The following is a 22,826-nucleotide window of genomic DNA, read 5'->3' as shown; positions in this document are numbered from 1 at the left end:
AAAACCCCTCACGAAGAGGGGCTTGATGTCTATCGTTATGATTAGCCGAGTTGCTTACGCGCATTGCGGAAGATACGCATCCACGGGCTGTCCTCGCCCCAGTTTTCCGGGTGCCAGGAGTTGCTCACAGTACGGAATACTCGTTCCGGATGCGGCATCATAATCGTCACACGACCATTTTCGGTCGTCACCGCAGTGATCCCGTTTGGCGAGCCATTCGGGTTCGCTGGATAGGTTTCAGTCACCTTGCCAAAGTTATCAACATAGCGCAGCGCTACCAGACCTTTGCTTTCCAGCCCCGTCAGATGTGCATCATCACGTACTTCCACGCGCCCTTCACCATGAGAAACGGCAATCGGCATCATTGACCCGACCATTCCCTGCAACAGAAGAGACGGGCTTTGCGTCACTTCCACCAGGCTAAAGCGAGCTTCGAAACGATCAGAGTGGTTACGTACAAAGCGCGGCCACAGTTCGCTACCCGGGATCAATTCGCGCAGGTTGGACATCATCTGACAGCCGTTACATACACCAAGCGCCAGCGTCTGTGGGCGATGGAAGAAGGTTTCAAACTCATCACGCACGCGGTTGTTGAACAGTATTGATTTCGCCCAGCCTTCACCGGCACCCAGTACATCACCGTAAGAGAAACCACCACAGGCAACCAGCGCCTGGAAGTTCCCCAGGCCGATACGTCCGCCCAGCAGATCGCTCATGTGAACGTCGATGGCGTCAAAGCCAGCACGGTGGAAAGCCGCGGCCATCTCAACGTGGGAGTTAACACCTTGCTCACGCAACACAGCCACTTTTGGACGCGCACCGGTGGCAATATACGGCGCGGCAACATCTTCGTTGATATCAAACGACAGTTTTACGTTAAGGCCTGGATCCGCATCGTTCGCCTTGGCATCGTGTTCCTGATCGGCACATTCCGGGTTGTCACGCAGACGCTGCATCTGCCAGGTGGTTTCTGCCCACCACATACGAAGCGTAGTGCGGCTTTCACTGAATACGGACTGGCCGTTGGCTGTCAGAGTGAAACGATCACCTGCGACTGCCTGTCCGAGGTAATGTACACAATCTGTCAGACCGTTAGCTGCGAGAACAGCCTCTACTGCATCGCGATCTGTCGCACGCACCTGAATCACTGCACCCAGCTCTTCATTAAACAGAGCAGACAGAGCGTCATCGCCAAGTGTGCTGATTTCAGCCTGAATACCACAGTGACCGGCAAATGCCATCTCAGCCAGAGTCACCAACAGACCGCCGTCTGAACGGTCATGGTAGGCCAGCAGCTTACGCTGCGCCACCAGCGCCTGAATGGCGTCATAGAAGCCCTTCAGTTGCGCGACGTCGCGTACATCAGCCGGTTTGTCACCCAACTGGCGGTAAACCTGCGCCAGTGATGTCGCACCCAGTGCATTGTGGCCAAGGCCCAGGTCAATCAACAGCAGCGCATTCTCTTCGGTCGAGAGCTGCGGTGTAATGGTATGACGCACATCTTCCACGCGGGCAAAGGCGGTAATCACCAGCGACAGCGGCGAGGTCATCTCACGCTGTTCGTTACCTTCTTGCCAGCGGGTTTTCATCGACATGGAGTCTTTGCCCACCGGGATGGTCAGGCCAAGTGCAGGGCATAATTCTTCCCCTACCGCTTTTACCGCTTCGTACAACCCGGCATCTTCACCAGGGTGACCGGCGGCCGCCATCCAGTTTGCGGACAGTTTGATACGTTTGATATCACCTATTTGCGTTGCCGCAATGTTGGTCAGCGCTTCACCTACCGCGAGGCGTGCCGAAGCGGAGAAGTCCAGCAGCGCAACCGGTGCGCGCTCGCCGATTGACATCGCTTCGCCATAGTAGCTGTCAAGGCTGGCAGTCGTCACCGCGCAGTTCGCGACCGGGATCTGCCACGGCCCCACCATCTGATCACGTGCAACCATGCCGGTAACGGTACGGTCGCCAATTGTCACCAGGAAAGTTTTTTCTGCAACTGCGGGCAGGTGCAGCACGCGTTTGACCGCATCTGCAATCGTGATATCGCTTCGATTTAACGCATCGCCTTTCGCTTTCAGCGTCTGTACATCGCGGGTCATTTTCGGTGTCTTGCCGAGCAATACATCGAGTGGCAGATCGATCGGCTGATTGTCAAAATGACGGTCATTCATAGAAAGGTGCTGTTCTTCGGTGGCTTCACCGATCACTGCATATGGTGCGCGCTCACGCTTACACAGCTCGTCAAACAACGCTAACTGGTCAGCGGCAACCGCCAGCACGTAACGTTCCTGAGATTCGTTACACCAGATTTCCAGCGGGCTCATGCCCGGCTCATCGCTGAGGATATCACGCAGTTCAAACTTACCACCGCGCCCGCCGTCGCTGACCAGCTCAGGCATAGCATTAGACAGTCCGCCTGCCCCCACATCGTGGATAAACAGAATCGGGTTGGCATCGCCCATCTGCCAGCAACGGTCAATAACCTCCTGGCAACGACGTTCCATTTCCGGATTGTCACGTTGCACGGAAGCAAAATCGAGATCGGCGTCGGACTGGCCGGAAGCCATCGAAGAGGCCGCACCGCCGCCAAGACCGATGTTCATTGCCGGGCCTCCGAGGACGATCAGTTTCGCACCCACGACGATCTCACCTTTCTGTACGTGATCGGCGCGGATATTACCGATCCCACCGGCCAGCATGATTGGCTTGTGGTAACCGCGCAGCTCTTCGCCGTTGTGGCTGTTAACTTTTTCTTCGTAGGTACGGAAGTAACCGGTCAGCGCCGGACGACCAAATTCATTGTTAAACGCCGCGCCCCCCAGAGGACCATCGGTCATGATATCCAGCGCGGTAACAATACGTTCTGGTTTACCGAAATCTTCTTCCCACGGCTGTTCAAAGCCAGGAATTCGCAGGTTGGAGACGGAAAAACCAACCAGGCCCGCTTTCGGCTTTGCGCCGCGTCCGGTTGCGCCTTCATCACGAATTTCGCCACCGGAACCGGTCGCCGCGCCCGGCCATGGCGAGATCGCCGTCGGGTGGTTGTGAGTTTCTACTTTCATCAGGATATGTGCCGGCTCCTGATGGAAGTCATAGCGACCCGTTTGATGGTCGGCAAAGTAGCGGCCCACTTCAGAACCTTCCATCACCGCCGCGTTGTCTTTATAAGCAGACAGCACGTGATCCGGTGTGGTTTCGAAGGTGTTTTTAATCATCTTGAACAGCGACTTCGGCTGTTGTTTTCCGTCGATAACCCAGTCGGCGTTAAAAATTTTATGACGGCAGTGCTCAGAGTTGGCCTGCGCAAACATATACAATTCGATGTCGTTCGGATTGCGTCCCAGTTTGGTAAACGCATCCTGCAGATAATCAATTTCGTCGTCCGCCAGCGCCAGACCCAGGCGCAGGTTAGCGTCAATTAGCGCCTGGCGGCCTTGACCCAGCAGATCGACACTAGAAACCGGTGCCGGCTGGTGATGCACAAACAGTTTTTCTGCTTCGTCCAGCGAAGAGAATACCGTTTCCATCATGCGATCATGCAGTACGGCAGCAACGTCCTGCCACTCTTCAGCAGTCAGCGTAGAGGCTTCAACATAATAGGCGACGCCACGTTCCAGACGGCTAATCTGCTGCAGGCCGCAGTTGTGGGCAATATCAGTCGCTTTAGAAGACCAGGGGGAGATGGTGCCAGGGCGAGGCGTTACCAGCAGCAGTTTGCCCTCAGGGACATGGCTGCGAAGAACAGGACCATACTTCAACAGGCGTGCAAGTTGCGCATGCTCATCCTCGTTTAACGGGGCATTCAGGTCAGCAAAATGGACATACTCGGCGTAAATATTGTGGACCTGAAGATTGGCCGCCTGAAAACGCGCCAGCAGTTTGTTAATACGGAATGCAGACAGTGCAGGCGAACCACGCAGAATTTCCATCATAAGTCTCTCGTCTTCGAAGCGCCTGAGGCGCTTATAAGTGTGCGCAAGGGGGGAAACGGGCGTCATTATAAAGAATCTACCGCGGAGACGAAACCGTTTGCGTCGAAATAAAATCACGACTTTCTCTTATCATCAAATGCGGTCAGTTTTCTGAATAAGTTGCCAACTGGCGCAAGTTTAAGCAAAATGCCGCTCATTAATGACTACTTCACTTCTTAATCAATATCACAGCAGGCTAAGATTACGCACGATTCAGAGAATTAACTAATTGAAAAAATTAAAGATTAATTATCTGTTCATCGGCATATTGACGCTGCTGCTGGCAGCGGCCCTCTGGCCATCTATCCCCTGGTTCGGTAAAGCCGACAATCGTATCGCCGCGATTCAAGCTCGGGGAGAATTGCGCGTCAGTACAATCGACTCGCCTTTAACGCACTCCACCCTTAACGGGAAAACCTTTGGTCTGGATTATGAGCTGACCCAACAGTTCGCCAGCTATTTAGGGGTGAAGTTAAAAGTCACTGTACGTCAGAATATCAGCCAACTTTTTGACGACCTGGATAACGGCGATGCCGATCTGTTAGCCGCAGGCCTGGTCTATAACAGCGAACGCGTTAAAAACTACCAGCCGGGTCCGACTTACTATTCGGTTTCGCAGCAACTGGTGTATCGGGTCGGAAAATATCGCCCTCGCACCCTTGCCAGCGTGAATGAAAATCAGCTGACTATCGCCCCCGGACATGTCGTGGTGAATGATTTGCAGCAGCTGAAAGCGAAAAAATTTCCCGAACTGAGCTGGAAGATCGATGACAAAAAAGGAACGACAGAACTGCTTGATGATGTCATCTCCGGTAAGCTCGACTATACCATTGCCGATTCAGTCGCTATCAGCCTGTACCAACGCGTGCACCCGGAGCTTGCCGTGGCGCTGGATGTTTCAGACGAACAGCCAGTAACCTGGTTTAGTCCTCTGGATGACGACAACACACTCTCCGCTGCCCTGCTGGATTTCTTTAACACCATTAATGAAGACGGTTCACTGGCGCGACTGGAAGAAAAGTATCTCGGACATGGCGATGATTTCGATTATGTCGATACCCGCACTTTTTTACGCGCTGTAGATAGCGTACTGCCGGATCTCAAACCATTGTTTGAAAAATATGCACAAGAGATAGACTGGCGGCTGCTGGCGGCTATTTCCTATCAGGAATCCCATTGGGATGCGCAGGCTACTTCCCCGACCGGCGTACGTGGCCTGATGATGTTAACCAAAAATACCGCCCAAAGCCTGGGGCTGACCGACCGGACCGACGCTGAACAGAGCATCAGCGGTGGAGCGCGTTATCTACAGGACATGATGAGTAAAGTGCCGGATACCGTACCGGAAGGAGAGCGCATCTGGTTTGCGCTTGCCGCATATAATATGGGATATGCACATATGCTGGATGCCCGGGCCTTAACGGTTAAAACCAAAGGCAACCCGGACAGCTGGGCCGATGTGAAGCAACGCCTGCCACTGCTCAGCCAGAAGCCATATTACAACAAGCTGACGTATGGCTATGCTCGTGGCCACGAAGCCTACGCATATGTAGAAAATATTCGTAAATACCAGATAAGCCTGGTGGGATATCTGCAAGAGAAAGAAAAACAGGCGACAGAAACGCAGCAACTGGCACAGGATTACCCGGCGGTATCTCTGGCAGAATTATTAGACCAGGAGAAATTTCCTCTCTCTGCGTTTCTGTCTCAGACATCGTCTAATTACCTGACGCACTCCCCTTCACTGCTGTTTTCCTCACAGAAGAAAGAGGAAAAATAGCCGCATCCGGCTTGCTGGAACACGTAATCACTCACTTGCAGACTTTTTCAGGTTTTTGATTTCCTGACGACGCATACGGAAGAAATCACTAAGCAGCGTGGCACATTCATCCCGTAGTATACCCTCAGTGACCTCAACCCGATGGTTCATTCCCGGATGATGTAGCACATCCATCAGCGAACCTGCGGCCCCCGTTTTCGCATCGCGCGCACCAAATACTACGCGTCCGATACGACTGTGTACCATCGCGCCAGCGCACATAACGCACGGCTCCAGGGTGACGTACAGAGTGGCGTCCAGTAAGCGGTAATTTTGTAGCACCAGACCGCCCTGACGCAGCGCCATAATTTCAGCGTGGGCTGTTGGATCATGGTGACCAATCGGCCGGTTCCAGCCTTCGCCAATAACGCGATTGTTATGTACTAATACCGCACCTACCGGGACTTCCCGCTCATCCCAGGCGCGTTTAGCCAGCGTTAAGGCGTGGCGCATCCAGTACTCATGGCTAAATTCAACATCAGACAAAGGCAGAACTCCGGTAATCAAAGCGGGCGCATTATACACAGACGCTATCGTTTACTCTATTCGAGTTGCTGAAGCTCACCGCGTGGCGTAACGCGCCAGCGATGCTGGCAAAATGAAAGCAGCGGATTGTCCTGTTTGCTATCGCTATAGCCACTGTAAAGGCGCAGCGGAGCGCCAATATGACGTTCCAGTTGCGTCACTTTCTCATGGCCCAGGCAGCGCAGAGGTAGCACCCAACCGCCGTACCCCCGCTCAATTTGGCTGGCGATAAGATTAACGCGCGGTAGCCATGGGGTGTCGAAGTAGACCTGTTCGACCAGTGACCTTGGGGATCCGGTAATCAACCAGATATCAGCGTCAGAGCTTAACAGGTAAGTCGTTAGACGCTGTTGCACGGCCGGAAAAGCCGTTACGTGCTGTCGAAACCAGCGCACGAAATCGGCCTGATGAGATTTCAGGCGCGCTTCACTCCGACCAAAAGTGCATCCCCAAAGGAGCAAGCTCATCGGCCAGCGGGCGGCGCGCCCCTGAATCAACAACCCCAGCGCAATAATCGGTAGCAGGGGCAGCACAAGCAACGCATTCAGCGGTTGGCGACGTAGCAGGTAGCGCAGAAAACTGCCGAACATATCCTGCTGGTGTAACGTACCATCCAAATCAAAAAAGACAACGCGACGCTCGTGATTGGTCAAACCTTATTCCTCTGGATCGTTGAACCCCAATAGCCAGGTAAAAAGAAACCCGGCGATAACCGCTACCAGATAGCCTAACAGATAGAACATCACTTTTCCGGCAACAATCGTCAGAGCCAGCGGTAACCCTGAGATCCCAAAAGTAATAACCGTCGCGACCTTCCAGTAACTGATCAGCGCCCCGCCGACCGCTCCGCCAAGACAAGCGCCAATAAATGGCTTACCCAGCGGCAACGTCACACCAAAAATCAGCGGCTCACCGATCCCCAGTAATCCTACTGGTAACGCACCTTTAATCACTTTTTTCAGCCGTGCGTTACGGGTTTTCATCAGAACAGCAATCGCGGCACCAATCTGCCCCACTCCCGCCATCGCCAGAATGGGAAAGAGCGCGTTATAGCCATGTGCCTGCACCAGCTCAACATGGATGGGCACCAGCCCCTGATGCAAACCGGTGAGTACCAGCGGTAGAAATGTTCCCGCCAGTACCGCGCCGACGAGGAAACCGCCGCGATCGATAGCCCAGGATGCGCCATGAGCAATGGATTCCGAAATCCAGCCACCGAGCGGTTGCAGTGCCACAATCGCGATTGTCCCGGTGATGATAGTCGTCAGCAAAGGGTTCAGGATAAGCTCCAACGAGCCCGGCAGCACCTCACGAAATTTACGCTCAATCCAGCACATCAGCGCGACCACTAACAACACCGCGATAACTCCACCGCGGCCAGGCTGTAGTGCTTCGCCAAACAGAGTAATCTGTGCCAGCTGCGGACTGGAGAGGATCCCAGCCATTACGCCGCCCATCGCTAACGAACCGCCAAACACTTTGGCGGTGTTTACCCCGACCAGGATGTTCATGATGGCAAATACGGCGCTACCGAAGATACCCATCAACCCCAGCATATTCGGATAGTGAGTAGCAAAATCACCCACAATATCCGGTCGTTTGAGGATGTTAATGATGCCGGTAATCAAACCGGAGGCGATAAACGCCGGGATCAGCGGAATAAAGACATTCGCCAGCTTGCGCAGCGCATCGCTCATTGGCGCTTTGTACTTCGCTTTCACCTGAGACTTCGTGCGTTCAATGTCATTTACATTCGGACGTTCGCCGTCATCAGCAATCAGAGAACGCATGGCATCCACCACTTTGGCGGCCTTACCGGGACCAACAATAATCTGATGCTGCGCCCCCTGCTTCACATAGCCACTGACACCGGGTAACTGCTTCAGCCGGGAAATGTCCAGTTGGTCGTCATCCTGCACTTCCACCCTGACGCGCGTCATACAGTTTTCCAGGCGCAGAATATTTTTCTCTCCGCCAATCCCCAGCAGGATGTCGCTGGCAAGAACCGCCGTTTTGTCCATATGCACCTCTAGTGTTCTAACGCCGCGCGCAAAAAACCCTGGTGAGCGGAAAGTTTGGCTCTGGCTGCGGTAGCATCCAACCCGGTTAGCGCCATCAGTATGGCGGGTTTAACATCAAAGTCAGTCTGTTTCAGCAGTGCCTCGGCCTCTTCACGCGCAATGCCGGTAGCTTCCACCACCATGCGACACGCCCGGTCTACCAGCTTGACGTTGGTCGCTTTCATATCCACCATCAGGTTCTGATATACCTTGCCAAATTTCACCATTGCCCCGGTGGAGATCATATTGAGCACCAGCTTTTGCGCAGTACCTGACTTCAGACGCGTTGACCCCGTCAGGGCCTCCGGACCTACAACCGGAGAGATGGCGATATCAGCTTCACGGGCGACAGGGGAATCCGGATTACAGGAGATCGCCACCGTCGTGCAGCCCACTTTGCGAGCATATTGCAGACCGCCTATCACGTACGGCGTACGTCCTGACGCCGCCAGACCAACAACCAGGTCCTGCATGCGAAGATTGAGTGCCCGAAGATCATCTTCTCCCAACTGAGGGTTATCTTCCGCGCCTTCAACCGCCTTCAGCAACGCGCCCGGACCTCCGGCAATAAGCCCGACAACCAGACCATGTGGCACACCAAAGGTCGGTGGACATTCAGAAGCATCCAGCACGCCAAGACGACCGCTGGTGCCTGCCCCCATGTAAATAATCCGCCCGCCTGCTTTTAACGCGTCAGCTGCCGCATCGACCGCATGCGCAACTTCAGAAAGCGTTGCTTTTACTGCTTCCGCTACCAGCGTATCCTGTTGATTAAAACGATGAACCAGCTCAAGCGTGGATAAAGCATCGAGATCCATCGTCTGTGGATTGCGGGTTTCTGACACTAACGCACCGAGATTCATTTTTTGTTCCTTAGGAATTTTTAATTCATAATAATCCGCCATAATGGAATATTATATTCACCCAGGCGAGTGAAATTTTGTTTTGTAATCGCCATCACGTTTTCGCCAGGAGACAGCATGAACTGTTTGATTCGCATTCGTCAGCGTTACCCGGATCTCGCGCAAAGCGATAAAAAGCTTGCGGATTACCTCCTTGCTCATCCGGATGATGCGCGTCATCTCAGCTCACAGCAACTGGCCTGCGAGGCAGGCGTCAGCCAGTCCAGCGTCGTGAAGTTCGCACAGAAAATGGGATTCAAAGGATTTCCGGCACTAAAACTGGCGATCAGCGAAGCGCTGGCCAGTAATCCCAATCCACATTCTGTTCCAGTGCACAATCAGATCCGCGGTGACGATCCCATGCTTCTGGTCGGAGATAAACTGATTAAAGAGAATGTGGCAGCAATGCATGCAACTCTGGATATCAACAGTGAAGAGAAGCTGATGGAAAGCGTTACAATGCTGCGGTCTGCCCGTCGCATTGTACTGACAGGTATTGGCGCATCCGGTCTGGTCGCGCAGAATTTTGCCTGGAAGCTGTTGAAGATTGGATTTAATGCGGTAGTTGAACGCGATATGCACGCCTTGCTGGCGACCGTACAGGCAATGTCACCAAACGATCTCTTGCTGGCAATTTCGTATACAGGGGAACGACGCGAGCTCAATCTGGCTGCCGATGAAACATTACGCACCGGAGCAAAAATCCTCGCCATCACCGGATTTACCCCCAATGCTCTGCAGCAACGTGCAACCCGTTGCCTGTACACCATTGCAGAGGAGCAGGCCACCCGGAGCGCTGCGATTTCATCCACTCATGCGCAAATGATGCTTACCGATTTGTTGTTTATGGCGCTGGTTCAGCAGGATCTGGAGCACGCGCCGGAGCGTATCCGTCACAGCGAAGCGTTGGTAAAAAAACTGGTCTGAGCAAAGAATGCGCGTATAATGCCCGCCCGATTTGTGATGTTTTGAGAGTTTCCTGATGGCCCTGTTAATCACTAAAAAGTGTATCAATTGCGATATGTGCGAACCCGAATGCCCGAACGAGGCGATTTCGATGGGTGACAGCATCTACGAGATTAACAGCGACAAATGTACCGAATGTGTAGGACATTACGACACGCCGACCTGCCAGAAAGTGTGCCCAATCCCCAATACTATTTTGAAAGATCCGGCACATGTCGAAACAGAAGAACAGCTGTGGGATAAGTTTGTATTAATGCACCACGCAGACAAACTTTAACTCTCGATAATCACCGTGGCGCAGGCGTAGTGACGTTCATCGGCCAGCGTCACATGCATATGCGCCACACCGAGCTTTTCTGCCAGCTTTAACGCCTCTCCCCACAACCGCAGACTCGGTTTGCCAAGTTCATCGTTAAACACCTCGAACTGATTGAACGCCAGTCCGTTGCGGATACCGGTACCAAAAGCTTTTGCCGCCGCCTCTTTTACCGCAAACCGCTTTGCCAGAAAACGCACCGGTTGCTGATGCGTTTCCCAGATAGCCCATTCGTTATCGCTCAGAACCCGTCTGGCAAGACGATCGCCGGTACGAGAGATCACCGCCTCAATGCGAGCAATCTCCACGATATCCGTACCTAATCCCAGAATTGCCATTAGCCACGCGCTTCCAGCATCAGGCGTTTCATTTCCACAACCGCATCTTTCAGGCCGCTCATTACCGCGCGTCCGATGATCGCATGGCCGATGTTCAGTTCGTGCATTTCCGGGATCCGTGCAATCGCTTTGACGTTATGGTAAGTCAGACCGTGACCAGCATTAACCTTCAGCCCCAGACTGGCTGCGAAGGTCGCAGCCTTAGCGATACGCGCCAGTTCATTGGCCTGTTCAGCGTCGGTTTTTGCATCGGCATAGCAACCAGTGTGAATTTCAATGTACGGCGCGCCCACTTCTGCGGCTGCTTTAATCTGATCTTCGTCGGCATCAATAAACAGCGATACCAGGATCCCCGCATCCGCAAGTCGTTTGCAGGCATCACGCATTTTGTCACGCTGACCTGCTACGTCCAGGCCACCTTCGGTGGTAACTTCCTGGCGTTTTTCCGGCACCAGGCAGCAAAAATGCGGCTTTGTCTCAACGGCGATGGCCAGCATCTCTTCCGTCACAGCCATTTCCAGGTTCATGCGCGTATCCAGCGTTTGACGCAGTATACGCACATCTCTGTCGGTAATATGGCGTCGATCTTCACGCAGATGTACGGTAATACCATCCGCACCTGCTTGCTCAACGATAAACGCCGCCTGAACCGGATCCGGATATGCGGTGCCGCGTGCATTACGTAAAGTGGCAATATGGTCAATGTTGACGCCTAACAGTAATTCAGCCATGACAATCCTCGTTAATCATTATTTGTTTTTACTGCGCGTTTTGGCATAAATTGCCGGAACAGTTCCCGGCTTTTTAACGGTTTACCACCAAGATACGGCTTTAACGCCATGCGGGTAAAGCGTTTCGCGGCACGTAGCGTATCAGCATCCGGAAATTCTCGCGACTCAAGTGCTTTCAAATGCCGCCCGGTAAAGGTGCTGTTATCGATCACCACACTGGCGATAAATCCTTTTTCTTCACGATAACGGTAGGTCATGGTGTCTTCGACCGACTCGCCGCTACCGGCACAGTGGGTGAAATCCACGCCATAGCCCAGATGACCAAGTAAAGCCAGCTCAAAACGACGCAAGGCGGGCTCAGGTGAGCCAGTCGCGCCAGCCAGCGCCTGAATGCAATTCAGGTAGTCGAAGAAGAGTTCGGAAAAGCGGGTCTCGTACTCAAGCACCCGAGAAATGAGTTCGTTGATATAAAGACCGCTGTAAAGCGTGATACCACTTAGAGGAAGCGCCAGAGAGACGGCTTCAGCGCTACGCAGGGTTTTGACCTCACCACGTCCACCAAAGCGAAGTAATAGCGGCGTAAAAGGCTGAAGTGCGCCTTTAAGATTGGAACGTTTGGAACGTGCGCCTTTAGCCACAAGGCGCACGCGACCCGACTCTTCCGTGAAGACGTCCAGCACCAGGCTGGTTTCGCTCCACGGGCGGCTATGTAAGACAAAGGCTCGTTGCCATCCTTCCATCATACCCGCCGTCTTTTCAGAACAGGGAATTAAACGTCGTCGCCGTAACCGAGACTGCGCAGTGCTCGCTCGTCATCAGCCCAGCCAGATTTTACTTTCACCCACAGTTCAAGGTGCACAGGCGCTTCGAACATCTCCTGCATGTCTTTACGCGCTTCGATACCGATGGTTTTGATTTTGGCCCCTTTGTTGCCAATCACCATCTTCTTCTGCCCTTCACGTTCAACAAGGATCAGGCCGTTGATATCGTAGCCGCCACGTTCGTTAGAGACAAAACGCTCAATCTCAACGGTAACGGAATACGGCAGTTCAGCCCCCAGAAAACGCATCAGCTTTTCGCGAATGATTTCTGAAGCCATAAAGCGCTGAGAGCGATCGGTAATGTAATCTTCCGGGAAGTGATGAATCGCTTCTGGCAGATGCTTACGCACGATACCTGCAACGGTATCGACATTCATGCCGGTTTCGGCAGAAATGGGGACGATATCCAGGAAGTTCATCTGGCTTGCCAGGAACTGCAGGTGCGGCAGCAGATCGGCCTTCTCCTGTACGTTATCAACTTTGTTGATCGCCAGGATAACCGGTGCTTTACCGTCACGCAGTTTATTCAGCACCATCTCGTCGTCCGGCGTCCAACGAGTGCCTTCCACGACAAAAATAACCAGCTCAACGTCGCCAATAGAACTGCTGGCAGCCTTGTTCATCAGACGGTTGATGGCTCGTTTCTCTTCCATATGCAGGCCCGGGGTATCAACATAAATAGCCTGATACGCGCCTTCAGTATGGATCCCGACAATACGGTGACGTGTTGTCTGCGCCTTACGTGAGGTGATGGAAATCTTCTGCCCAAGCAGATTATTCAACAGGGTGGATTTACCAACGTTCGGACGACCGACGATGGCAATAAATCCGCAATAGGTTTTTTCTTCGCTCATTCCAGCTCCAGTTTTTTTAACGCCTGTTCGGCGGCAGCTTGCTCAGCCTTACGACGGCTTGAACCTGTGCCAACCACCGGTTCACTCAGGCCGCTAACCTGGCAGTGGATAGTAAATTCTTGATCGTGCGCTTCGCCCCGGACCTGTACTACCAGATAAGACGGCAGCGGCAGGTGGCGACCCTGCAAATATTCCTGCAAACGCGTTTTCGGATCTTTTTGTTTATCGCCGGGACTAATTTCATCCAGACGGGTTTGATACCAGTTAAGAATCAGTTGTTCAACAGTCTGAATATCGCTGTCGAGGAAGACACCGCCGATCAATGCTTCGACAGTATCCGCCAGGATAGATTCACGACGAAAACCGCCGCTTTTCAGCTCACCTGGCCCCAAACGTAAACATTCACCGAGGTCAAACTCACGGGCTAATTCCGCCAGCGTATTACCACGTACCAGCGTGGCACGCATGCGGCTCATATCACCTTCGTCCACACGAGGGAAACGATGATATAGCGCATTAGCGATAACAAAGCTCAAAATAGAGTCGCCTAAAAATTCTAAACGCTCGTTATGTTTGCTGCTGGCGCTACGGTGAGTTAATGCCTGCTGCAACAGCTCCTGATGATTAAAAGTGTAGCCCAGCTTCCGTTGAAGCCGATTAATTACGATGGGGTTCATGCGATACCAATAAATGAATGCGTCAACAATCCAGCACACGAAACAGACCTGATATACACAATCCGGGTAGCCGTTTCGGCATAGCCAGAATGCTTATGTATACGAACCAACGCTGTTTCGTGTGCCGTGGCAACCTAACGCTGCCAACCTAAAACTTCGGGGGAATATTCTATACACAACGACAAGGGATGTCGTTAGTCTGCGGGAATTTATCCAAGAAATAATTCACGCTGTCGCCATAATGACGACAACGTGAACGATTATCAGAGATTAGTGAATACCACCAATACGGCTTAAACGAACACCGGTCGGCCACTCACCTTCCTGCTTATCAAAGCTCATCCAGATAGCTGTCGCTTTACCCACCAGATTCGCTTCCGGTACAAATCCCCAGTAACGGCTGTCCGCGCTGTTATCACGGTTATCACCCATCATGAAGTATTGTCCCGGCGGGACTATCCAGGTCGCGAGTTGCTGCCCTGGCTGACGGAAATACATCCCCACCTGATCCTGCGCGATCGGCACGGTCAGAATGCGATGCGTTACATCACCCAGAGTCTCTTTACGCTCGGTCAGACGAATCCCGTTTTCTTTTGTTTCGTTCAGCGGAACCTCGAAGAAACCACTGGTCGCTTCTCCGCCATTACGACGAGCAAACGTCTGCACGAAATCACTCGGCTGAACATCAGAATACGTTACCGGCAATGCGTTTTCACATGCCTGACCGGAGCTGCACCCGGGCTGAATGGTGACCTCTTTAGCCACTGGATCGTACGTCACTTTGTCTCCCGGTAAACCGACAGCGCGTTTGATGTAATCCAGACGCGGATCTTCCGGGTATTTAAACACCACGATATCACCACGTTTCGGATGGCCTGTTTCAATTAACGTTTTCTGATAAATCGGATCTTTAATTCCGTAGGCAAATTTCTCTACCAGAATAAAGTCGCCAATTAACAGTGTCGGCATCATCGAACCCGACGGGATCTGAAACGGTTCATAAATAAACGAGCGCACCACCAGCACAATCGCCAGCACCGGAAAAACAGATGCCCCCGTCTCCAGCCAGCCCGGCTTAGGGGAGACTTTTTTCAGCGTTGCGTTATCCAGTGAATCACCCGCTGCAGCTTGTGCCGCCGCCTGACGCTCCCGGCGTTTTGGTGCAAAGACAAATTTATCAATGCACCATAAAATGCCCGTCACCAGTGTGGCAATCACCAGAATCAGGGCAAACATATTCGCCATGCCAACTCCTTAGGATTATTTACTGTCTTTACCGACATGCAGAATGGCGAGGAACGCTTCCTGCGGCAGTTCGACGTTACCGATCTGCTTCATACGTTTTTTACCTTCTTTCTGTTTCTGCAGCAGCTTTTTCTTACGGCTGATATCACCACCGTAGCACTTCGCCAGAACGTTTTTACGCAACTGCTTAACCGTTGAACGCGCGATAATGTGCGTACCAATGGCCGCTTGAATCGCGATATCAAACTGCTGGCGAGGGATCAGATCTTTCATCTTCTCTACCAGTTCGCGACCACGGCTCTGAGAGTTATCGCGATGGGTAATCAGCGCCAGCGCATCGACACGTTCATTGTTGATGAGTACATCAACACGCACCATGTCAGAGGTCTGGAAGCGTTTGAAGTTATAATCCAGCGACGCATAGCCGCGAGAGGTCGACTTCAGACGGTCGAAGAAGTCGAGCACCACTTCTGCCATCGGAATTTCATAGGTCAGCGCAACCTGGTTACCGTGGTAAACCATGTTGGTCTGTACACCACGCTTCTCAATACACAGTGTAATAACGTTGCCCAGGTAAGCCTGAGGCAGCAGCATGTGACACTCAGCGATCGGCTCACGCAGTTCGTAAATGTTGTTCAGCGGCGGCAGCTTGGACGGGCTATCGACATAGATAGTTTCTTTCGACGTGGTTTCCACTTCGTAGACTACAGTCGGCGCGGTGGTGATCAGATCCAGATCGTATTCACGTTCCAGACGTTCCTGAATGATCTCCATGTGCAGCAGGCCAAGGAAGCCACAGCGGAAACCGAAGCCCAGTGCGGTAGAGCTTTCCGGCTCGTAAAAAAGCGAAGCATCGTTCAGGCTCAGCTTACCAAGCGCATCACGGAAGTTTTCGTAATCGTCAGAGCTGACCGGGAACAAACCGGCATATACCTGCGGTTTCACTTTTTTAAAACCTGGCAACGCTTTGTCTGCCGGGTTACGAGCCTGTGTCAGCGTATCGCCAACCGGTGCGCCGAGAATGTCTTTAATTGCACAAACCAGCCAGCCCACTTCACCACATTTCAGTTCGGTACGGTCAACCTGTTTTGGTGTGAAGATCCCCAGACGATCGGCGTTATAAACCTGTCCGGTACTCATCACTTTGATTTTGTCACCTTTACGCATAGTGCCGTTTTTAATACGCACTAGCGAAACCACGCCGAGGTAGTTATCGAACCAGGAGTCAATGATCAGCGCCTGTAACGGACCTTCCGGATCACCTTCCGGCGGTGGAATATCTCGTACCAGACGTTCCAGAACGTCTGTCACGCCAACCCCGGTTTTCGCTGAGCAGCGAACGGCATCAGTCGCATCAATACCGACGATATCTTCAATCTCTTCCGCCACACGCTCAGGATCAGCGGCAGGCAGGTCAATTTTGTTTAATACCGGCACCACTTCGAGATCCATTTCCATGGCGGTATAGCAGTTAGCCAGCGTTTGCGCTTCAACACCCTGCCCGGCGTCGACAACCAGCAGTGCGCCTTCACAGGCAGCAAGCGAGCGGGAAACTTCATACGAGAAGTCAACGTGTCCCGGGGTGTCGATAAAGTTAAGCTGATAGGTTTCACCATCAGATGCTTTGAAATCGAGCGTCACGCTCTGCGCTTTGATAGTAATACCGCGCTCACGCTCAAGATCCATCGAGTCGAGAACCTGCGCTTCCATTTCACGGTCAGACAGGCCACCGCAGATCTGGATAATACGGTCAGACAGCGTCGATTTACCGTGGTCGATGTGAGCTATGATTGAAAAGTTACGTATGTTCTTCATATAGAGTAGTTATTGTGCCTTACGCCTGATTCGACAGGCTCTGAGAAGTCGCTGTTCTGAGCTTAACGTCTGTTTAAGTGAAACGCCGCATTCTACACTACAACGCTGAGGCGAGGAAATGTTCATAGAGCAAGGATAGCGGGAACTGGAAACAACTTCGCTTTTCTAATGCAAAGCTCGCAAGGGTAACGTTATGCCCGATGGAGCACGCTTATCGGGCCGACAAATACAATATGTACATTATTGCCACTTGCAGGCCAGATCAGACGAAGATATCACTGGCTTGTTTCGGTAGAGGATGTATCGACGCGCAGTATTCCAGGCGGGAGAGCAACGTTTAAAATAACCGGTTGCCAGGCTTCACGTACTGCCAGTTTTCGTGAAAAACCGCGTGCAATCAGAAATCCACCCACGCCGCCCAGTATCGCACCGCTTAACGCTGCGATATCACTACCAAACAGCACCTGAAACAGCGCTGCAAAAACAAAAAGCCCCGCCAATGGTGACATATAGACCAACATTGCCGAGCCCAACAGGCTGCCTTCCGCAATCCCAAGTTCAACTTTCTGACCTGGAGCCAGTGGTTCGTCGCTGGGCACCACAATAGTATGCGTCGTCTGCGGCCCCAGTTTGTTCAACACACGGCTTCCGCAGCCTGCTCGTGAGGCACAACTGCTGCAAGACGCTTTAACGTCACAGCTGACCGTTGCCAGACCGTTCTGCCAGGAAACAACCGTTGCCCACTCTTTAATCATTGTGCAGCCCTGAACTTAATATTGTCCGCAATACGCTTCGCCGTCTGTGGCGGAAGCTCACCCACAATGGTGATTTCGGCATTATCACGCACGCTGGTGCTGACTGTCCGGCGTCCTGTACGCAGCAGTTGATCGGCACTGTTTTGCATTGCACGGTTAACGTTCACGGAGAAACTGAACAGACCATCAGAGTAAAGACGAGATTCAATAGGCATATTATCCATCGTCGGTAGCGGACGACGGCTGCTGGATACTTCACTGAATCCTTGCGGCAACCACGACGGGCTCCAGTTAAAATTCGTTTTCTCGCCCGCAGGAACGGACAGCAGCGGTGGCAGGTTCGCTTTCGCCAGCGTCTGCATACTGTCACCGACACCGCTATTCACGGTAAAGGAGATAACACGAAACTGTTCGAGCGTTTCACCATCACGATCGAGCAGATCGACACGCATCGGCAACTTGGTTTCGGTGTCCATCCAGACAATGTAGCTATAACGAGTACCGTCACGCGCCACCACGCGGATCACTTCACAGAGTCTGTCGGCAATACGGGTGCGACCTACTGAAATAAAATCATAGTAGGGCGAAAGGCGTTTAAAGTCGGTATAAATCAGAGACGGCAGGGAATCGACGATATAGTCACCGTTCAGCGTGAACGGCTCCAGCCCAGGCTCAAAATAGCTGATTTCGTTCCCACGCTGCACCACTTCCCGGCGCGGTCCATCCATTTGCAACAACTGTGCAAGAGGACGGTTGTCCAGGCGTGCATGGCGATAACGTAGGGATTCAACACCCTGCTTATTGATGCTGACAAATGACAGCTCATAGGTTAGCGACTGGCTGGCCAGATTCATCTGCTGCAACAACGCCCCGGACGCAGGATTGGCCGAGGCGTTTACAGAGAAGAACAGGCTACCAGCCACAAGTGACATGGCAAACCAAAGTTGCTTCATTACTGCGATTGCGTTCCTAAAGTTTGAATTCCTGGCACCTGTACAGCGGCTTGCTGTGTTTGCGCCTGCTCAAACTGAAGCTGTTCGGAGTGCAGTCGGCGTTGCAGTTCGTAATCCTGCAACATGGCATTGATACGACGACGCTGCTCCTGTACCTGCTGTTGCTGACCGCCGCTGGCCGTCGCGTCAGAAGGTACACCCAAGCTCACCGGACTGGCTTTACCCATCATCGGTAATGTATTAAATACCGGCGTTTCGGGCTGCTGGGACATTTCAGATTGTCCATTATAGTGCTGGACGCCAACAATAACTGCAAGCGATACGCACGCAGCCACTCCCATTTGGGTAAGCTGCGCGGCCCACGGACGCATTTTCTTCCAGAATGGCATTTTCTGCCACTGATGCGGTGCGGGCTGGGCCTCAGGGATCAACGGCGCCGTCTGGCGTACTGGCTCAGCTTCAATAGCAGCCATAACGCGGGCGGAAATATCGAAATGGAGAACGTCGGCAGTATCACCTCGCATGGAATCGCGGATCAGGTGATAACTCTCCCAGGTTTTTTGCATTTCCGGGTTGTGAGTCAACTCTTTGAGTAACTCAGTGTCCAGCGTTTCGCCATCCATTAAAGCGGAAAGTTTTTCTTTCTGCATGCCTAATACCTTTTCCAGTATCCCGCTATCGTCAACGCCTGATAAGCGGTTGAACTTTATTATCAATAGCTTCCCTCGCTCGGAAGATACGTGAACGCACCGTACCTACCGGACAATCCATGATAGCGGCTATATCTTCATAGCTCAGGCCATCTAGCTCCCGCAAGGTTATTGCCATGCGTAAATCTTCCGGGAGGGACTCAATAGTTCGGAAAACTATCTGTCTCAGTTCTTCTGACAACATTAAGTTCTCAGGGTTCGAAATTTCTTTCAGTGCTCCGCCACTTTCGTAGTTTTCAGCTTCAATCGCATCTATATCACTGGAAGGTGGACGACGCCCCTGAGCGACCAGGTAATTCTTCGCTGTATTGACTGCAATACGATACAGCCAGGTATAAAAAGCACTATCTCCCCGGAACGAATCCAGCGCACGATAGGCCTTAATAAATGCTTCTTGTACCACATCAGGAACATCGCCCGATGGTACATAGCGAGAAACCAGACTCGCCACCTTATGCTGATAGCGTACTACCAGTAAGTTAAAGGCTTTCTGATCTCCCTTCTGGACCCGTTCAACCAGGACCTGGTCCGTTAACTGCTCGCTCATCCGAGGTAAAGTCTCCCCAAACCAAATTTCCACGCGCTTTCGAAACGCCACTCCATCAGCTGCACTATGAGCAAGCAACGAGTTAGAGTGCTCAAGTTTCGTAAAGTTCCGTTACGCATTTGTTTTTGTTTGTCATGTTGTAGACAGGTCTTATCTATCATTATAAGTCTACATAACCCGATCAACGCACTATCTGTTCAGAAATGCCCATTAAACCGCTTGCAGAGTAACCCAACGGCTACTTTATTTCATCACCTAATCTGTTGCTAACGGCCTGCTTCGCAAAATATTTTTCGTATTTTACTCCTCATCGTACATTTCTTTAATGTTTAGTCATTGCAACACAATCAAAAATAAAACGTGCAGTATCGCGCAATGTGGTGCTATGGTGACCAAACACTGTTTAGTAAATTAAACAAAAATCATGAATACGACCCCTGAATTATCCTGTGATGTGTTGATCATTGGCAGCGGAGCTGCCGGACTCTCGCTGGCGTTACGCCTGGCTGAAAAACATCAGGTCATTGTGCTGAGTAAAGGGCCGGTAAGTGAAGGCTCAACGTTCTATGCTCAGGGTGGCATCGCCGCTGTTTTCGATGAAACTGACAGTATCGACTCCCACGTTGAAGACACGCTGATTGCAGGAGCTGGTCTTTGCGATCGACATGCGGTTGAGTTTGTTGCCAGCAATGCCCGCACGTGCGTCCAGTGGTTGATTGATCAGGGCGTCCTTTTTGATACCCAGGTTCAGCCCAACGGCGAAGAGAGCTATCACCTGACCCGAGAAGGTGGCCATAGCCACCGACGTATCCTGCATGCCGCCGACGCTACTGGCAAAGAGGTCGAAACCACGCTGGTCAGCCAGGCACAAAATCATCCCAATATTCAGGTTCTGGAGCGTAGCAACGCCGTGGACCTGATTATCTCCGATAAAATCGGCCTGCCGGGTACGCGTCGCGTTGTCGGTGCCTGGATCTGGAACCGTAATAAAGAAGCCGTCGAAACCTGCCACGCTAAATCCGTGGTACTGGCAACCGGCGGCGCATCCAAAGTTTACCAATACACCACTAATCCGGATATTTCTTCGGGCGATGGGATCGCGATGGCCTGGCGCGCAGGTTGCCGCGTTGCCAACCTCGAATTTAACCAGTTCCACCCAACTGCGCTATATCACCCGCAAGCGCGTAATTTTCTACTGACTGAAGCGTTACGTGGCGAGGGGGCACATTTGAAGCGCCCGGATGGATCGCGCTTTATGCCCGACTTCGACGAGCGTGGAGAACTGGCTCCGCGAGATATTGTTGCTCGCGCCATTGACCATGAAATGAAACGCCTTGGCGCGGACTGCATGTTCCTTGACATCAGCCATAAGCCGGAAGAATTTGTCCGCCAGCATTTTCCGATGATTTATGAAAAATTATTGGGCCTGGGGATCGATCTGACAAAAGAGCCGGTTCCGATTGTGCCTGCTGCACACTATACCTGCGGTGGCGTCATGGTCGATGACTTTGGCCGTACCGATGTCGACGGTCTGTATGCCATCGGAGAGGTCAGTTATACCGGGTTGCATGGCGCAAATCGCATGGCATCGAACTCACTGCTGGAGTGTCTGGTGTATGGCTGGTCTGCGGCGGAAGATATTGATCGAAGAATGCCTTACGCGCGCGGCGTAAGTACGCTCCCAGGGTGGGACGAGAGCCGGGTAGAAAACCCTGATGAACTGGTTGTTATCCAGCATAACTGGCATGAGCTACGGCTCTTTATGTGGGATTACGTTGGCATTGTACGTACAACAAAACGTCTGGAACGCGCCCTGCGGCGTATCACCATGCTTCAACAGGAAATTGATGAGTATTACGCCCATTTCCGTGTGTCAAACAATTTACTGGAACTGCGCAATCTGGTGCAGGTTGCCGAATTAATTGTGCGCTGCGCGATGATGCGTAAAGAGAGTCGGGGCCTGCATTACACACTGGATTATCCTGAACAACGTCCCGAGTCAGGCCCTTCTATCCTGTCGCCGTTAAGCCATCACATAAACAGATAAAACGCCTGGGTCAGCGCCGTATAGCCTTCTGAATAGCGCTGGTCTGGCCCACGAATCACCAGCCTGTCAATAAAACACTCCCCGGCCTGCGGGGAGAAAGCCAGCAATACCCTGTGCGGTAGACGAGCCTCAGTTTCTGCAACATCCGTACGCAGACGCAGATGCCAGCCCATACCCAGAGCCTGCTGGGTAAATGCGTTACCAATCTGCTCCGGCAGCACCACGCAAAAAAAGCCTTCTTCTGTAATACTGTTCGCCGCCAGTGTTAACAATGCTTCGTGATCGAGTGTGGTGGTATAGCGTGCCTGCTCACGTTGCGGCGTGGCACACTCTACCCCCTGTTCATAATAGGGAGGGTTACTGATGATCAGATCGAAACGCACGGTCTGGCGCGGTACCCACAGCTGCGCATCTTCTGAATGCACTGTCACACGATGCATCCATGGAGATTTTACAATGTTTTCCTGAGCCTGCAGCGCGGCATCGACATCAAGCTCCACGGCATCAATAATGACGCTTTCATCCGTGCGCTGGGCCAGCATCAGCGCCAGCAGGCCACTCCCGGTACCGATATCAAGGATCCGTTTTACACCCGCGACGGGCGCCCAGGCACCTAATAAAATACCGTCCGTTCCGACTTTCATTGCACAACGATCGTGTGCCACAAAAAACTGCTTAAAAGTAAATCCATTACGTCGAAGTACGGATGTAGACTGGGGCATGAAGAACAACCTTCCTGGAAAAAAAACGATAACATTGGATAAAAACAATACCTGA

Annotated in this window: 22 protein-coding genes; 4 read left to right on the top strand and 18 right to left on the bottom strand. The window is 52.3% G+C overall.

Features of this window, described 5'->3' with window-relative positions; all coding sequences use genetic code 11:
• Positions 1-41 precede the first annotated feature (41 nt).
• The gene (gene purL / locus OGX98_RS06335; protein ID WP_286594987.1) at positions 42-3,929 is read right to left on the bottom strand and encodes a phosphoribosylformylglycinamidine synthase; all 3,888 of its coding nucleotides are present in this window, start codon (positions 3,927-3,929) and stop codon (positions 42-44) included.
• Between the two features lie 268 nt (positions 3,930-4,197).
• Between purL and mltF the strand changes: the two genes are divergently transcribed.
• Positions 4,198-5,748 (top strand): membrane-bound lytic murein transglycosylase MltF, encoded by a 1,551-nt coding sequence (gene mltF, locus OGX98_RS06325; RefSeq protein WP_048220800.1) that lies wholly within the window; start codon positions 4,198-4,200, stop codon positions 5,746-5,748.
• Between the two features lie 27 nt (positions 5,749-5,775).
• Here mltF and tadA read toward each other — a convergent pair whose 3' ends face one another.
• Genes tadA through murQ form a run of 4 tightly spaced genes read right to left on the bottom strand, consistent with a single transcriptional unit; the run spans position 5,776 to position 9,235 of the window.
• The gene (gene tadA, locus OGX98_RS06320) at positions 5,776-6,312 is read right to left on the bottom strand and encodes a tRNA adenosine(34) deaminase TadA (protein WP_075261753.1); all 537 of its coding nucleotides are present in this window, start codon (positions 6,310-6,312) and stop codon (positions 5,776-5,778) included.
• A gap of 17 nt (positions 6,313-6,329) precedes the next feature.
• Positions 6,330-6,965 (bottom strand): phosphatidylglycerophosphatase C, encoded by a 636-nt coding sequence (gene yfhb, locus OGX98_RS06315; protein WP_200010344.1) that lies wholly within the window; start codon positions 6,963-6,965, stop codon positions 6,330-6,332.
• Positions 6,966-6,968: 3 nt separating this feature from the next.
• Positions 6,969-8,333 carry a PTS transporter subunit EIIC gene (locus OGX98_RS06310; RefSeq protein ID WP_045446252.1) on the bottom strand — a complete coding sequence of 455 codons (1,365 nt, stop codon included), beginning with the start codon at positions 8,331-8,333 and terminating at the stop codon, positions 6,969-6,971.
• Positions 8,334-8,341: 8 nt separating this feature from the next.
• Positions 8,342-9,235, bottom strand: a complete 894-nt coding sequence (gene murQ / locus OGX98_RS06305) for an N-acetylmuramic acid 6-phosphate etherase (RefSeq protein WP_286594986.1) — start codon at positions 9,233-9,235, stop codon at positions 8,342-8,344.
• 117 nt (positions 9,236-9,352) lie between these two features.
• Between murQ and OGX98_RS06300 the strand changes: the two genes are divergently transcribed.
• Together OGX98_RS06300 and OGX98_RS06295 are read left to right on the top strand one after the other, a co-directional pair.
• Positions 9,353-10,201 (top strand): MurR/RpiR family transcriptional regulator, encoded by an 849-nt coding sequence (locus OGX98_RS06300; protein WP_045446258.1) that lies wholly within the window; start codon positions 9,353-9,355, stop codon positions 10,199-10,201.
• Between the two features lie 55 nt (positions 10,202-10,256).
• Entirely contained in the window at positions 10,257-10,517 is a 261-nt protein-coding gene (locus tag OGX98_RS06295) for a YfhL family 4Fe-4S dicluster ferredoxin (RefSeq protein ID WP_003037590.1), read from the top strand.
• On the opposite strand, the gene acpS is transcribed toward OGX98_RS06295, so the two are convergent.
• The 12 genes from acpS to rseD form a co-directional block, all read right to left on the bottom strand.
• On the bottom strand, positions 10,514-10,894 hold the full coding sequence (gene acpS / locus OGX98_RS06290; RefSeq protein WP_045446261.1) for a holo-ACP synthase: 381 nt from the start codon (positions 10,892-10,894) through the stop codon (positions 10,514-10,516). The two genes, OGX98_RS06295 and acpS, sit on opposite strands and share 4 nt — an antisense overlap.
• Complete coding sequence (gene pdxJ / locus OGX98_RS06285) at positions 10,894-11,625, bottom strand: pyridoxine 5'-phosphate synthase (protein WP_048220795.1); 732 nt, start codon at positions 11,623-11,625, stop codon at positions 10,894-10,896. The genes acpS and pdxJ overlap by 1 nt, the downstream gene beginning before the upstream one ends.
• 11 nt (positions 11,626-11,636) lie before the next feature.
• Positions 11,637-12,365: a DNA repair protein RecO gene (recO, locus tag OGX98_RS06280; protein ID WP_045449747.1), complete on the bottom strand. Its 729-nt coding sequence runs from the start codon at positions 12,363-12,365 to the stop codon at positions 11,637-11,639.
• 29 nt (positions 12,366-12,394) lie between these two features.
• Positions 12,395-13,300: a GTPase Era gene (gene era / locus OGX98_RS06275; protein WP_045446265.1), complete on the bottom strand. Its 906-nt coding sequence runs from the start codon at positions 13,298-13,300 to the stop codon at positions 12,395-12,397.
• Positions 13,297-13,977, bottom strand: coding sequence for a ribonuclease III (gene rnc, locus OGX98_RS06270; protein ID WP_003037579.1), 681 nt, complete (start codon positions 13,975-13,977; stop codon positions 13,297-13,299). Before rnc ends, era begins: the two co-directional genes overlap by 4 nt.
• Positions 13,978-14,247: 270 nt before the next feature.
• Positions 14,248-15,222 carry a signal peptidase I gene (lepB, locus tag OGX98_RS06265; RefSeq protein ID WP_048220793.1) on the bottom strand — a complete coding sequence of 325 codons (975 nt, stop codon included), beginning with the start codon at positions 15,220-15,222 and terminating at the stop codon, positions 14,248-14,250.
• A 15-nt stretch (positions 15,223-15,237) separates the two neighbouring features.
• Entirely contained in the window at positions 15,238-17,037 is a 1,800-nt protein-coding gene (lepA, locus tag OGX98_RS06260; protein ID WP_048220792.1) for a translation elongation factor 4, read from the bottom strand.
• A 275-nt stretch (positions 17,038-17,312) separates the two neighbouring features.
• Positions 17,313-17,792, bottom strand: a complete 480-nt coding sequence (gene rseC / locus OGX98_RS06255; protein ID WP_045446278.1) for a SoxR-reducing system protein RseC — start codon at positions 17,790-17,792, stop codon at positions 17,313-17,315.
• Positions 17,789-18,745, bottom strand: coding sequence for a sigma-E factor regulatory protein RseB (gene rseB, locus OGX98_RS06250; protein ID WP_045446281.1), 957 nt, complete (start codon positions 18,743-18,745; stop codon positions 17,789-17,791). Before rseB ends, rseC begins: the two co-directional genes overlap by 4 nt.
• A complete protein-coding gene (rseA, locus tag OGX98_RS06245) occupies positions 18,745-19,395 on the bottom strand; it encodes an anti-sigma-E factor RseA (protein ID WP_045446284.1) in 651 nt (216 codons plus the stop codon). The genes rseB and rseA overlap by 1 nt, the downstream gene beginning before the upstream one ends.
• A gap of 31 nt (positions 19,396-19,426) precedes the next feature.
• Positions 19,427-20,002: an RNA polymerase sigma factor RpoE gene (gene rpoE / locus OGX98_RS06240; protein WP_045446287.1), complete on the bottom strand. Its 576-nt coding sequence runs from the start codon at positions 20,000-20,002 to the stop codon at positions 19,427-19,429.
• The gene (gene rseD / locus OGX98_RS06235) at positions 19,999-20,163 is read right to left on the bottom strand and encodes a rpoE leader peptide RseD (RefSeq protein ID WP_136345495.1); all 165 of its coding nucleotides are present in this window, start codon (positions 20,161-20,163) and stop codon (positions 19,999-20,001) included. The genes rpoE and rseD overlap by 4 nt, the downstream gene beginning before the upstream one ends.
• Before the next feature lie 263 nt (positions 20,164-20,426).
• Here rseD and nadB point away from each other — a divergent pair, with 263 nt between their 5' ends.
• The gene (gene nadB / locus OGX98_RS06230; RefSeq protein WP_284097355.1) at positions 20,427-22,049 is read left to right on the top strand and encodes an L-aspartate oxidase; all 1,623 of its coding nucleotides are present in this window, start codon (positions 20,427-20,429) and stop codon (positions 22,047-22,049) included.
• Here the strand turns inward: nadB and trmN are convergent.
• Positions 22,034-22,771 carry a tRNA(1)(Val) (adenine(37)-N(6))-methyltransferase TrmN gene (gene trmN / locus OGX98_RS06225; RefSeq protein WP_045446293.1) on the bottom strand — a complete coding sequence of 246 codons (738 nt, stop codon included), beginning with the start codon at positions 22,769-22,771 and terminating at the stop codon, positions 22,034-22,036. The two genes, nadB and trmN, sit on opposite strands and share 16 nt — an antisense overlap.
• Between the last annotated feature and the right edge of the window lie 55 nt (positions 22,772-22,826).

This window comes from Citrobacter sp. Cm046, from assembly GCF_030333065.1.
In the GTDB taxonomy this organism is placed as follows: domain Bacteria; phylum Pseudomonadota; class Gammaproteobacteria; order Enterobacterales; family Enterobacteriaceae; genus Citrobacter; species Citrobacter murliniae.
Note: the sequence above shows the minus strand (reverse complement) of the source record. Positions and strands in the feature narration are given on the sequence as shown.

Coding starts and splice junctions, on each gene's coding strand:
- rseB (WP_045446281.1), bottom strand. CDS start 18,745: ATGAAGCAACTTTGGTTTGCCATGTCACTTGTGGCTGGTAGCCTGTTC.
- rseA (WP_045446284.1), bottom strand. CDS start 19,395: ATGCAGAAAGAAAAACTTTCCGCTTTAATGGATGGCGAAACGCTGGAC.
- era (WP_045446265.1), bottom strand. CDS start 13,300: ATGAGCGAAGAAAAAACCTATTGCGGATTTATTGCCATCGTCGGTCGT.
- rpoE (WP_045446287.1), bottom strand. CDS start 20,002: ATGAGCGAGCAGTTAACGGACCAGGTCCTGGTTGAACGGGTCCAGAAG.
- pdxJ (WP_048220795.1), bottom strand. CDS start 11,625: ATGGCTGAATTACTGTTAGGCGTCAACATTGACCATATTGCCACTTTA.
- rseC (WP_045446278.1), bottom strand. CDS start 17,792: ATGATTAAAGAGTGGGCAACGGTTGTTTCCTGGCAGAACGGTCTGGCA.
- lepA (WP_048220792.1), bottom strand. CDS start 17,037: ATGAAGAACATACGTAACTTTTCAATCATAGCTCACATCGACCACGGT.
- murQ (WP_286594986.1), bottom strand. CDS start 9,235: ATGAATCTCGGTGCGTTAGTGTCAGAAACCCGCAATCCACAGACGATG.
- OGX98_RS06295 (WP_003037590.1), top strand. CDS start 10,257: ATGGCCCTGTTAATCACTAAAAAGTGTATCAATTGCGATATGTGCGAA.
- lepB (WP_048220793.1), bottom strand. CDS start 15,222: ATGGCGAATATGTTTGCCCTGATTCTGGTGATTGCCACACTGGTGACG.
- rseD (WP_136345495.1), bottom strand. CDS start 20,163: ATGATAGATAAGACCTGTCTACAACATGACAAACAAAAACAAATGCGT.
- nadB (WP_284097355.1), top strand. CDS start 20,427: ATGAATACGACCCCTGAATTATCCTGTGATGTGTTGATCATTGGCAGC.
- OGX98_RS06300 (WP_045446258.1), top strand. CDS start 9,353: ATGAACTGTTTGATTCGCATTCGTCAGCGTTACCCGGATCTCGCGCAA.
- recO (WP_045449747.1), bottom strand. CDS start 12,365: ATGGAAGGATGGCAACGAGCCTTTGTCTTACATAGCCGCCCGTGGAGC.
- rnc (WP_003037579.1), bottom strand. CDS start 13,977: ATGAACCCCATCGTAATTAATCGGCTTCAACGGAAGCTGGGCTACACT.
- purL (WP_286594987.1), bottom strand. CDS start 3,929: ATGATGGAAATTCTGCGTGGTTCGCCTGCACTGTCTGCATTCCGTATT.
- acpS (WP_045446261.1), bottom strand. CDS start 10,894: ATGGCAATTCTGGGATTAGGTACGGATATCGTGGAGATTGCTCGCATT.
- trmN (WP_045446293.1), bottom strand. CDS start 22,771: ATGCCCCAGTCTACATCCGTACTTCGACGTAATGGATTTACTTTTAAG.
- OGX98_RS06310 (WP_045446252.1), bottom strand. CDS start 8,333: ATGGACAAAACGGCGGTTCTTGCCAGCGACATCCTGCTGGGGATTGGC.